General features: G+C 62.0%; 12 protein-coding genes. 10 read left to right on the top strand and 2 right to left on the bottom strand.

Features of this window, described 5'->3' with window-relative positions; all coding sequences use genetic code 11:
* The 7 genes from EOB36_RS11650 to EOB36_RS11620 form a co-directional block, all read left to right on the top strand.
* Positions 1-439, top strand: a 439-nt coding sequence (locus tag EOB36_RS11650) for a 2-oxo acid dehydrogenase subunit E2 (RefSeq protein WP_206637159.1), incomplete at its 5' end; no start/stop codon positions are given.
* Between the two features lie 14 nt (positions 440-453).
* Positions 454-879 carry a hypothetical protein gene (locus EOB36_RS11645; RefSeq protein WP_128284890.1) on the top strand — a complete coding sequence of 142 codons (426 nt, stop codon included), beginning with the start codon at positions 454-456 and terminating at the stop codon, positions 877-879.
* Complete coding sequence (locus tag EOB36_RS11640) at positions 876-1,514, top strand: SGNH/GDSL hydrolase family protein (protein ID WP_095488613.1); 639 nt, start codon at positions 876-878, stop codon at positions 1,512-1,514. Before EOB36_RS11645 ends, EOB36_RS11640 begins: the two co-directional genes overlap by 4 nt.
* A 222-nt stretch (positions 1,515-1,736) precedes the next feature.
* Positions 1,737-3,182, top strand: coding sequence for a dihydrolipoyl dehydrogenase (gene lpdA, locus EOB36_RS11635; RefSeq protein WP_128284889.1), 1,446 nt, complete (start codon positions 1,737-1,739; stop codon positions 3,180-3,182).
* 96 nt (positions 3,183-3,278) lie between these two features.
* Positions 3,279-3,536 (top strand): GlsB/YeaQ/YmgE family stress response membrane protein, encoded by a 258-nt coding sequence (locus EOB36_RS11630; RefSeq protein ID WP_095488615.1) that lies wholly within the window; start codon positions 3,279-3,281, stop codon positions 3,534-3,536.
* A gap of 135 nt (positions 3,537-3,671) precedes the next feature.
* Entirely contained in the window at positions 3,672-4,637 is a 966-nt protein-coding gene (lipA, locus tag EOB36_RS11625; protein WP_126106662.1) for a lipoyl synthase, read from the top strand.
* A 12-nt stretch (positions 4,638-4,649) separates the two neighbouring features.
* Complete coding sequence (locus EOB36_RS11620) at positions 4,650-5,108, top strand: type II toxin-antitoxin system RatA family toxin (RefSeq protein WP_126106661.1); 459 nt, start codon at positions 4,650-4,652, stop codon at positions 5,106-5,108.
* Here EOB36_RS11620 and EOB36_RS11615 read toward each other — a convergent pair.
* Positions 5,084-5,593 carry a CinA family protein gene (locus EOB36_RS11615; protein WP_126106660.1) on the bottom strand — a complete coding sequence of 170 codons (510 nt, stop codon included), beginning with the start codon at positions 5,591-5,593 and terminating at the stop codon, positions 5,084-5,086. The two genes, EOB36_RS11620 and EOB36_RS11615, sit on opposite strands and share 25 nt — an antisense overlap.
* Complete coding sequence (locus EOB36_RS11610; protein WP_128284888.1) at positions 5,590-6,819, bottom strand: bifunctional 2-C-methyl-D-erythritol 4-phosphate cytidylyltransferase/2-C-methyl-D-erythritol 2,4-cyclodiphosphate synthase; 1,230 nt, start codon at positions 6,817-6,819, stop codon at positions 5,590-5,592. The genes EOB36_RS11615 and EOB36_RS11610 overlap by 4 nt, the downstream gene beginning before the upstream one ends.
* 235 nt (positions 6,820-7,054) lie before the next feature.
* Here EOB36_RS11610 and dusB point away from each other — a divergent pair, with 235 nt between their 5' ends.
* From dusB to ntrC, 3 genes are read left to right on the top strand one after another with little or no spacing between them, the layout of a single operon-like run.
* The gene (gene dusB / locus EOB36_RS11605) at positions 7,055-8,083 is read left to right on the top strand and encodes a tRNA dihydrouridine synthase DusB (protein ID WP_095488620.1); all 1,029 of its coding nucleotides are present in this window, start codon (positions 7,055-7,057) and stop codon (positions 8,081-8,083) included.
* Complete coding sequence (locus tag EOB36_RS11600; protein WP_128241049.1) at positions 8,080-9,222, top strand: nitrogen regulation protein NR(II); 1,143 nt, start codon at positions 8,080-8,082, stop codon at positions 9,220-9,222. Before dusB ends, EOB36_RS11600 begins: the two co-directional genes overlap by 4 nt.
* A complete protein-coding gene (gene ntrC, locus EOB36_RS11595; protein WP_095488622.1) occupies positions 9,219-10,679 on the top strand; it encodes a nitrogen regulation protein NR(I) in 1,461 nt (486 codons plus the stop codon). The genes EOB36_RS11600 and ntrC overlap by 4 nt, the downstream gene beginning before the upstream one ends.
* Positions 10,680-10,897 lie beyond the last annotated feature (218 nt).

Genomic DNA, 10,897 nt, shown 5'->3' with positions numbered 1-10,897 from the left:
GAGTGCCATGGTCAAGCACAAGCATGCCGATGTCGGTGTCGCGGTCTCGATCCCCGGCGGCCTGATCACGCCGATCATCCGGCGTGCCGACGAAAAGACCCTGTCCGTCATTTCCAATGAGATGAAGGACCTTGCCAGCCGTGCCCGCAGCCGCAAGCTGAAACCGGAAGAATATCAGGGCGGCACCACGGCAGTGTCTAATCTCGGCATGTTCGGCATCAAGGACTTTGCCGCCGTCATCAACCCGCCGCATGCGACGATCCTGGCGGTCGGCGCCGGCGAGGAGCGCGCGGTGGTCAGGAGCGGCGAGATCAAGATCGCCACCATCATGTCGGTGACGCTGTCGACAGATCATCGCGCCGTCGACGGTGCGCTCGGCGCCGAACTGCTCGTCGCCTTCAAGCGCATGATCGAAAACCCGATGGGCATGCTGGTCTAGAAAGGAAAAAGGCGGTGCGGAAATTCTTCACCAGCCTTTTTGCCTTCATCCTTTCCGGTTTGGCCGGCGGATTGGTGGCGCAGGGGCTCGCCGTCGCCACTGATGCCGACGTAGAGTACATCCTTGTGTTCATGATCTCGCCTCTCGTCACCATCCTCGTGACGGTCGCCCTCTTCATCGCGCAGTTTATGTCGAACCCGCAAAGCGCGATAAACCTGACGTCGCTTATCGCGGTTGCGTTTTTTGTGCTCGTCGGGGTTGGCCTGATTACCTGGACTTTTTCCCAGCCACCCGGAAAGAGCCAGTGGTCGAGCGATCTTCCCATTGTCGCCGGCCTCGTCCTGCCGGGCCTCGCCACGGTGTTGGTCCAGTGGCTGTTCGTGGGCTGGCGGGTAAAGCGCGCACAAGCAGGATTTGGCAGGAGCGGGGCAAACGCATGAAAACAGTCCTTTGCTACGGCGACTCGCTGACCTGGGGCTACGATGCGGCAAGCCTGGATCGCCACCCGCTCGAGGACCGCTGGCCGAGCGTGCTGCAGGCGGCGTTGGGAGGCGGTATCGAAGTCATTGCCGAAGGCTTGAACGGCCGCACAACGGCTTTCGACGATCATCTGGCCGGCGCCGACCGTAACGGCGCTAGAGTGCTGCCGACGATCCTGATGACGCATGCGCCGATCGACCTGATCATCATCATGCTCGGCGCCAACGACATGAAGCCGTGGATCCACGGCAATCCGGTCGCCGCTAAGCAAGGCATCGAGCGCCTGATCGATATCGTGCGCGGGCACGACTACCCGTTCGACTGGCCGGCGCCGCAGATCCTGATCGTCGCGCCGCCCGCGGTCAGCCGTACGGAAAACGCCGAATTCAAGGAAATGTTCGCCGGCGGCGATGAAGCCTCGAAGCGGCTGGCACCACAATATTCCGCCCTCGCCGACGAGGCCGGCTGCGGCTTCTTCGATGCCGGAACGGTGGCGACGACTACGCCGCTCGACGGCGTGCATCTCGATGCCGAAAACACGCGAAACATTGGCAAGGCGCTGGCACCGCTGGTGCGCGTGATGTTAGCGACATGATAGTCAATGCATTTCTGATCATTGGCATTTGGTTGGCTGTGCATTGGCAGGGCCGCCGAAGTCGGCTTCTCGCAGGTTACGCATTTCTGGGGCTCTGGGTTTCCGACGCCCTTTCGATACTGGTGCATGAGCCAGCTTTCGCGCCTTTAATACTGAGGTACGAGCCAATTTCGATACCGAAGCCTTCTTTCGGTGAAGCCTCGCTTCAATAAGGACCACAAAATGGCTGAGAATTACGACGTCATCATCATCGGCTCCGGCCCCGGCGGCTACGTCACGGCGGTGCGTTCAGCCCAGCTCGGCTTCAAGACGGCGATCGTCGAGCGCGAGCATCTCGGCGGCATCTGCCTTAACTGGGGCTGCATCCCGACAAAGGCGCTGCTGCGCTCGGCCGAGATCATGCATTATTCGAATCATCTGAAGGACTATGGATTGAAGATCGACGGCAAGGTCAGCGTCGACACCGCTGCCGTCGTCGACCGCTCGCGGAAGGTCTCGCTGCGGCTGAACGGTGGCGTCGCCTTCCTGATGAAGAAGAACAAGGTCGACGTCATCTGGGGCGAAGCCAAGCTCTCCAGGCCCGGTGAGGTTGTTGTTTCGAAATCCTCCAAGAAGCCGATGGAGCCGCAGCCGCCGGCGCCCAAGGGCGTCAAGGGCGAGGGCACCTACACCGCAAAGCACATCATTCTTGCCACCGGCGCCAGGCCGCGTGCGCTGCCCGGCATCGAGCCTGACGGCAAACTGATCTGGACCTATTTCGAGGCGATGGTGCCGAAGGAGATGCCGAAGTCGCTGCTGGTGATGGGTTCGGGCGCGATCGGCATCGAATTCGCTTCGTTCTACCGCACCATGGGCGCCGAGGTGACGGTGGTCGAGCTGCTGCCGGCGGTAATGCCGGTCGAGGACGCCGAGGTCTCGAAATTCGCGCAGAAGCAGTTCGAGAAGCAAGGCATGAAGATCATTCTCGAAGCCAAGGTGACCAAGGTCGAGAAGGGCGCGAACTCGGTTACCGCGCATGTCGAGATGAAGGACGGCAAGGTCGAGAAGATCACCGCGGATCGGATGATCTCGGCCGTCGGCGTGCAGGGCAACATCGAGAATCTCGGCCTCGAAGCGCTCGGTGTGAAGACCGACCGCGGCTGCGTTGTCGTCGACGGCTACGGCAAGACCAATGTGCCCGGCATCTATGCGATCGGCGATGTCGCTGGCCCGCCCATGCTCGCCCACAAGGCCGAACATGAAGGCGTGGTCTGCGTGGAAAAGATCGCCAACTTTCCAGGCGTTCACGCCACTGACAAGCTGAAGATTCCGGGCTGCACCTATTGCAACCCGCAGGTATCCTCCGTCGGCCTGACCGAAGCGAAGGCGAAGGCCGAGGGCAAGGACATCCGCGTCGGCCGCTTCCAGTTCGCCGCCAACGGCAAGGCCATCGCGCTCGGCGAGGACCAGGGCTTCGTCAAGACCATTTTCGACAAGAAAACCGGGCAGTTGCTTGGCGCGCATATGGTTGGCGCCGAAGTGACTGAGCTGATCCAGGGTTTTGTCGTGGCGATGAATCTGGAGACCACCGAGGAAGAACTGATGCACACGATTTTCCCGCACCCAACGCTGTCGGAGATGATGAAGGAAAGCGTCCTAGACGCCTATGGCCGCGCGCTGAACGCATGATAAATCGGCCGCTTGAGGCTCAACACGCGAGAGCCAAGGAACTCGACGGCAAGGTAATTCGTTTCCGGATGCATTCATCACACAAGGATAGGGCATATGGACGTGAACGGCGTGGGCTGGGTAGCAGCGATCATCATCGGCGGTTTGGCAGGATGGCTTGCCGAGATGTTCATGAAGAGCAACACCGGCATCCTGATGAACATCATTCTTGGCATCGTTGGCGCGATCGTGCTGAATGCCATCCTGCAGGCGCTCAACATCGGCGCCTTCGGCGCCGGCTGGATCGCCTATCTGATCACCGGCTTCATCGGTGCCTGCCTGCTGATCTGGGTAGGGCGCATGGTGCGCCGTTAGTTGCTGAACTCTTGCCATGCGAACGCGGCTGTGGCGGCATGCGCCGCCGCGGCCTTTTTCTTTGCAGCGAAAAGTCTTAGATGACTTGTGAAAAGCGAACGTCGGACAGGCGATCGCCAACGAACCGGATTTCAGATGGTCACCGTCCTCGACACGATCGCCAATGCGCCGCGCCTGCGGCATCCTGAAAAGGCGCACAAGCCCGACCAGGACGTGCTGCGCAAGCCCGACTGGATCCGCGTCAAGGCGCCGATGTCGAAAGGCTATGCCGAGACGCGCGAGATCGTGAAGTCGCACAAGCTGGTGACGGTGTGCGAAGAGGCCGGCTGCCCCAATATCGGCGAATGCTGGGAAAAGAAGCACGCCACCTTCATGATCATGGGCGAAATCTGCACGCGCGCCTGCGCCTTCTGCAACGTGGCTACCGGTATACCGACCGCGCTCGATCCCGATGAACCGGCCCGTGTCGCACACGCCGTCAAGCAAATGGGCCTGACCCATGTCGTCATCACCTCAGTCGACCGCGACGATCTCGCCGACGGCGGAGCTCAGCACTTTGCCGAGGTCATCCGCGCCATCAGGGCGGCAACGCCGTCGACGACGATCGAAATCCTGACGCCCGACTTCCTGCGCAAGGAAGGCGCGCTGGAGATCGTGGTGGCGGCGAAGCCCGACGTTTTCAACCATAATCTGGAGACCGTGCCGTCGAACTATCTGACGGTCCGGCCGGGCGCCCGCTATTTCCATTCGATCAGGCTGTTGCAGCGGGTCAAGGAGCTCGATCCGTCGATCTTCACCAAATCCGGCATCATGGTTGGCCTTGGCGAGGAGCGGAACGAGATCCTGCAGCTGATGGACGATCTGCGTTCGGCCAATGTCGACTTCATGACCATCGGCCAGTACCTGCAGCCGTCGAAGAAGCACCATCCGGTTATCCGCTTCGTCACGCCGGAGGAATTCAAGTCCTTCGAGACCATCGGCAAGACCAAGGGCTTCCTGCTGGTGGCGTCAAGCCCGCTGACGCGCTCGTCGCACCATGCCGGCGACGATTTCGCCAGGCTGCGCGCGGCGCGCGAAGCGTTTCTCAGAAAGTCCGCCTAACACACTGGTTTCATGCCGCAATTCGAAGCCCATCGTCGCGTTTCCCATACGCCGGAGCAGATGTTTGCTCTGGTTGCCGATGTCGAATCCTATCCACAATTCCTGCCGCTTTGCGAGGCGCTGACGGTTCGCTCGCGCAAGGAACGCAACGGCCGCACACTGCTCATCGCCGACATGAGCATCGGCTACAAGGCGATCCGCGAGACTTTCACCACGCAGGTGCTGCTAAAGCCTGACGAGAACGCCATCGACGTAAAATACATCGACGGTCCGTTCAAATATTTGAGCAATGCCTGGCGGTTCGAGCCGGCCGACGGCGGTTGCAACGTCTGCTTCTTCATCGACTACGAATTCAAGAGCCGTATTCTGGGCGCGGTGATGGGAACGATGTTCGATCGCGCCTTCCGCATGTTCTCCGAGGCGTTCGAGAAGCGCGCCGACGTCATCTATGGGCCAGCGCCAGCAGCCTGATCCGCAGCGAGTGCGCGCAAGCCCAGTTCAAGCGCATGCTTGACCGTCGCCTGGCGGATGAAATTGCGGCCTTTGTCGGTGAACAACTGACATTCGCTGACGACCGGCCGACCAGTCAAGGCGACACCGAACCAGACCAGGCCGACGGGCTTTTCCGTCGAGCCGCCGCCTGGACCGGCAATGCCGGTGACGGCGAGGGTCAGTCCGGCGCGCGAACGGGTCAGGGCGCCCTGCGCCATCTCGATCGCCGTTTCCCGCGAGACCGCGCCATGCGCCTCAAGCGTGGCGGCGGAAACGCCGAGCATCTCCGTCTTGGCCTCGTTGGAATAGGTGATGAAACCCCGGTCGACCACCGTGGAAGAGCCGGCGATGTCGGTCAGGGCGGCGATGATCATGCCGCCGGTGCAGCTCTCGGCCGTCGCCAGCATGATGTCGCGCTGCTGGCAGGCTTGAAGCAGGGCATCTGCGAGATCGTTGTTGCTCATTCGGGGACATCCCCTGGAAATACGACACTGGCGGTCGCGATGGCGGCTATCCCTTCCTCGCGGCCGACAAAGCCGAGCCTTTCGTTGGTTGTCGCCTTGATCGAGACACGGTTCCGGGAAATTCCCAGCATTGCCGAAAGGGTTTCTGTCATTGCTTCGCGATGCGGGCCGACCCGTGGCGCCTCGCAGATCAGCGTTATGTCGGCATTTGCGATGCGCCCGCCGCGCGCGCGCACCAGTCTCGCCGCATGTTCGACGAAGATCCGCGAGGCCGCGCCCTTCCACTGCGGATCCGATGGCGGGAAATGCGTGCCGATGTCGCCGGCGCCGCAGGTGGCGAGCAGCGCGTCGGTCAAGGCGTGCAGGCCGACGTCGGCGTCCGAATGGCCGGACAGTTTCTTGTCGTGCGGGATGGAGACGCCGCACAGGATGACATGGTCACCGGGCTCGAACGCATGAACGTCGTAGCCATTGCCGGTGCGGATGTCTGGAAAGCGCGGCCGTTCGCCGGAAAGCCGCTGATCCGCCATCGAAATATCTCTTGCCCAGGTGAGTTTGACATTATCCGGCGAGCCCGGAACGATTTTCACCGGAATATGTGCCCACTCGGCGATCGCGGCATCGTCGGTGAAGTCCGCCTTGCCGAGATGATGGGCCTTTTCGTGGGCGGCCAGGATTGGCCAGAACGGAAAGCCTTGCGGCGTCTGGGCTGCATGAAGCCCGTTCCTGGAAACCGTCTCGCCGATCATGCCGGCGGCCGATTCACGTTTCAGCGTGTCGGCGACTGGTAGGGCAGGCAGCGCTGCCTGGCGCTCGCCGATGGCGGCGATCGTACGATCTATCAATTCCGCGTCGACGAAAGGGCGAACGGCATCATGGACCAGAACCTGGCCCGGCGCATGGCCTCTCAGCGCAAGCAGCCCGAGCCGAACGGAGTCTTGCCTGGACGCGCCACCCGTTACCGTGACGACCCGATCGGCGTTGGCTCCGGCGGCGCTGCGAAAAAGCGCGCTGTCGTCGGCATGGATGGCGACGACGACGGGACCGATTCTCGGATGCGCCAAAAACACGTCCAGTGTGCGCGCGATGACGGCACGGCCACCGATCCTTTGGTATTGCTTTGGCCCGTCGGCCTGACCCGCGCGCGCGCCGCGGCCGGCAGCGACAATAACGACTGCAACTTTGTTGTCCGCCGCCGAGGCTTGCTTTTCGCTTGCATCTGTCATGCCGAGACGCTTAGCGCATGATCCCGAAAAGTGGAATCGCTTTTCGGAAGAGATCATGCGCAGATGCAAAGTGCCCAAGGCGTCCTTCCCAAAGAAGCACGGCGCTTGGGCGCGGTAGGGGCTGAAGGCCGGCATTTTTCCTAAATGCGCCTTAATGCGACGTCATTGCGCGTTGCACTTCGCTATCATTCTGGCTAGAGAATGTGCAGCAATTAAAAATGCTTGGTTTTTGTGCATGCTTGACCTGACCAAATTGGCTTCGCCGCTGGACGTGGGAAGTGTGAGAATCCGCAATCGCGCCTTCCTCGCGCCCATGTCGGGTATATCAGATGAGCCGTTCCGGCAGCGTGCCTATGCGCACGGCGCCGGGTTGGTCGTGTCGGAGATGGTGGCGAGCGGCGAGCTTGCCAAAGGCAGGGCCGGTTGCGGCTTGCGCATCCGTCATTCCGGGCTGCCTGTTCACATGGTGCAGCTTGCCGGCCGTGAGGCGGCGCACATGGCCGAGGGCGCCCGTATAGCCGCGGGCGAGGGCGCCGACATCATCGACATCAACATGGGCTGCCCGGCCAAGAAGGTGACGGGCGGCTATGCCGGTTCGGCGCTGATGCGCGATCTCGATCACGCTTTGTCGCTGATCGAGGCGGTGGTCGGCGCGGTCGAGGTGCCGGTCACGGTCAAGATGCGGCTCGGCTGGGACGAAAGCGCGCTCAACGCGCCGATGCTAGCGCGCCGCGCTGAGCAGGCGGGCGTCAAGATGGTGACAGTGCATGGCCGCACGCGCTGCCAGTTCTACCAGGGCAAGGCCGACTGGCGCGCCATCGCACGCGTAAAGCAGGCTGTGTCGATACCGGTCGTTGCCAATGGCGATGTCGGCTCGCTGGCCGAGGCAGCAATGATCCTCGACCAGTCGGGCGCCGACGCGGTGATGATCGGCCGCGCGCATTATGGCGCGCCGTGGACGGCAGGCAGCATCGCGACAGCCGCGGCAAAGAAGGCAACGCCCGGCGTGCCTGAAAGCCCTGAAGTGTTGGCCGACTATGTCGTTGCCCACTACGAGGACATGCTGACGCTCTACGGCACCGAAAGCGGCGTGCGCCAGGCGCGCAAGCATCTTGGCTGGTATCTCGACCGCCACGCCGCTGGCGTCGCTGATGAGCAGCGAAAGGCCATCCTCACCTCCTTCGAGCCCGTCCGCGTCATTGCCGCGTTGCGCGAGGTGCTTTCACACGCTCCCGAGGCGATGAACCTGCGGGGCGCGGCATGAATGCCACCGTTACACAGAGCACGGATATGGCGGACGCCGCCCACATCGTGCTCAACACCATCCGCCGCCCGGTGATCATGGTCGATGCGGAAGGGTTCATCACCTTCGCCAACGCCGATGCCGAGGATTTCTTCCGCTCGAGCGCGACCATGCTCGCCCGTAACACACTACCCAAGCTCATTCCCTTCGGCAGCCCGTTGCTGACGCTTGTCGACCAGGTGCGCGAGCGCCGGGCACCCGTCAACGAATATCGGGTCGATGTGTCGTCGCCGCGCCTTGGCATTGAGAAAGTTGTCGATCTCTATGTCGCCCCGGTGTCGGAATTTCCGGGTTCCGTCGTGGTGATGTTCCAGGAGCGATCGATGGCCGACAAGATCGATCGGCAGATGACGCATCGCGGCGCGGCACGCTCGGTGACCGGCTTGGCCGCGATGCTTGCCCACGAGATCAAGAACCCGCTATCCGGCATACGGGGTGCTGCCCAGCTGCTCGAACTGTCTGCTTCCGATGAAGATCGCGCGCTGACCCGGCTGATCACCGACGAGACCGACCGCATCGTCTCGCTGGTCGATCGCATGGAGGTGTTTTCCGACGAGCGGCCGATCGACCGCTATCCGGTCAATATTCATGTCGTGCTCGACCATGTGAAGGCGATTGCCAAGAACGGTTTTTCCAAGCGGATCAAGATATTGGAGGATTATGATCCATCATTGCCTCCGGTTTTTGCCAATCGTGATCAGCTCATCCAGGTGTTCCTCAACCTGGTCAAGAATGCTGCCGAGGCCATTGGCGGCGATCCGCAAGGCGAGATCACCCTGTCAACCGCGTTCCGGCCGGGCATACGTGTCTCCGTTCCGGGATCGCAAGGCCGCGTGTCGCTGCCGCTCGAATTCTGCGTGCGCGACAACGGCTCCGGCGTTTCCGAAGATATCCTGCCGATCCTGTTCGATCCCTTCATCACCACCAAGCCGAACGGGTCGGGGCTTGGTCTTGCGCTGGTCGCGAAAATAGTCGGCGAGCATGGCGGCATCATCGAATGCGATTCGACGCCGCGCGGAACCACTTTCCGCATTCTGATGCCAGCCTGGAAAGAAACGCCGTTCGGCACAGACGATGATGGCGAAGGAGACCGCAAATGACGGTTCGCGGCAATATTCTCGTCGCCGACGACGATGCGGCCATCCGCACCGTCCTCAACCAGGCGCTTTCGCGCGTCGGCCATGAGGTGCGCGTGACGTCCAACGCCTCGACGCTGTGGCGCTGGGTGGCGGCGGGTGAGGGCGATCTCGTCATCACCGACGTGGTCATGCCGGACGAGAACGCCTTCGACATGCTGCCGCGCATCAAGAAGGCGCGACCGGAACTGCCCGTCATCGTCATGAGCGCCCAAAATACGTTCATGACCGCGATTCGCGCCTCCGAGACCGGCGCCTACGAATATCTGCCGAAACCGTTCGACCTGACCGAGCTTCTCAACATCGTCAACCGGGCGCTTTCCGAACCCCGACGGCCAAAGATAGATGCGCGGGCGGACGAGCCGCCGGAAACGATGCCGCTGGTCGGCCGTTCGGCCGCCATGCAGGATATCTACCGCATGCTGGCGCGCATGATGCAGACCGACCTGACGGTGATGATTTCAGGCGAATCGGGCACCGGCAAGGAGCTGGTGGCACGCGCGCTGCACGAATACGGCCGCCGCCGCGGCGGGCCCTTCGTTGCGATCAACATGGCGGCGATCCCGCGCGACCTGATCGAATCGGAACTGTTCGGGCACGAGAAGGGCGCCTTCACCGGCGCGCAGAACCGCTCCACCGGCCGTTTCGAGCAGGCCGAAGGCGGCACGCTCTTCCTCGACGAGATCGGCGACATGCCGATGGAAGCGCAGACGCGCCTGCTGCGTGTCCTGCAGCAGGGCGAATACACCACGGTCGGCGGCCGCACGCCGATCAAGACCGACGTGCGCATCGTCGCCGCTACCAACAAGGATCTGCGCACGCTGATCAATCAGGGGCTTTTCCGCGAGGATCTCTTCTATCGCCTGAACGTCGTGCCGCTAAGGCTGCCGGCGCTGCGCGAGCGGTCCGAGGACGTTCCGGATCTCGTGCGGCACTTCTTCAAGCTCGGTGCCAGCGAGGGCCTGCAGACCAAGCGCATTTCCACCGGCGGCATCGAGCTGATGAAGCGCTATCCGTGGCCCGGCAACGTGCGCGAGCTCGAAAACCTTGTCCGCAGGCTGGCCGCGCTCTATTCGCAGGATGAGATTTCCGCCGAGATCATCGAGGCGGAACTGAAGACCGGCGAGAGGCCGGTCGTTCCCGGTGGCGGCAACCTCATTCCCGACGACCTGTCCATCGGCCAGGCGGTGGAACATTTCCTGCAGCGGTATTTTGCGTCATTCGCCGGCGATTTGCCGCCTGCCGGCCTCTATCAGCGCATTCTCTCCGAGGTCGAATATCCGCTGGTGCTGGCCTCGATGACGGCAACCCGCGGCAATCAGATCAAGGCTGCGGAACTCCTGGGCCTCAACCGCAACACGCTGCGCAAGAAGATCCGCGAACTCGGCGTCAACGTCTACAAATCGACCAGGCAGGCTTAGAGCGAGGCACGTTCCATTCGGACGTACAAAGTTCGCTCTGACGCATTGAGTTTTCGCATCGTGTTTTCCGAAAAATCGATCTCGATTTTCGGGCCGGTGCGATAGAGCGGCGCCTTTTCCGGGGGATCGATCGCCGAAACATTTCCGTCCAGGTCACACTTGTTGCATAATCGCCACAATGCGTTGCATACATCCGACGCAATCACTGGCTCTAGACG

It is taken from the genome of Mesorhizobium sp. M6A.T.Cr.TU.017.01.1.1, assembly GCF_004023115.1.
Classification (GTDB): Bacteria; Pseudomonadota; Alphaproteobacteria; order Rhizobiales; family Rhizobiaceae; genus Mesorhizobium; species Mesorhizobium mediterraneum.
The sequence above is the reverse complement of the archived record's forward strand: the minus strand, read 5'-3'. Positions and strand labels throughout refer to the sequence as shown.

Bases quoted from the DNA above. Each gene is read 5' to 3' on its own strand.
- ntrC (WP_095488622.1), top strand. From the start codon at position 9,219: ATGACGGTTCGCGGCAATATTCTCGTCGCCGACGACGATGCGGCCATC.
- EOB36_RS11620 (WP_126106661.1), top strand. From the start codon at position 4,650: ATGCCGCAATTCGAAGCCCATCGTCGCGTTTCCCATACGCCGGAGCAG.
- EOB36_RS11610 (WP_128284888.1), bottom strand. From the start codon at position 6,819: ATGACAGATGCAAGCGAAAAGCAAGCCTCGGCGGCGGACAACAAAGTT.
- lpdA (WP_128284889.1), top strand. From the start codon at position 1,737: ATGGCTGAGAATTACGACGTCATCATCATCGGCTCCGGCCCCGGCGGC.
- lipA (WP_126106662.1), top strand. From the start codon at position 3,672: ATGGTCACCGTCCTCGACACGATCGCCAATGCGCCGCGCCTGCGGCAT.
- EOB36_RS11640 (WP_095488613.1), top strand. From the start codon at position 876: ATGAAAACAGTCCTTTGCTACGGCGACTCGCTGACCTGGGGCTACGAT.
- dusB (WP_095488620.1), top strand. From the start codon at position 7,055: ATGCTTGACCTGACCAAATTGGCTTCGCCGCTGGACGTGGGAAGTGTG.
- EOB36_RS11630 (WP_095488615.1), top strand. From the start codon at position 3,279: ATGGACGTGAACGGCGTGGGCTGGGTAGCAGCGATCATCATCGGCGGT.
- EOB36_RS11600 (WP_128241049.1), top strand. From the start codon at position 8,080: ATGAATGCCACCGTTACACAGAGCACGGATATGGCGGACGCCGCCCAC.
- EOB36_RS11615 (WP_126106660.1), bottom strand. From the start codon at position 5,593: ATGAGCAACAACGATCTCGCAGATGCCCTGCTTCAAGCCTGCCAGCAG.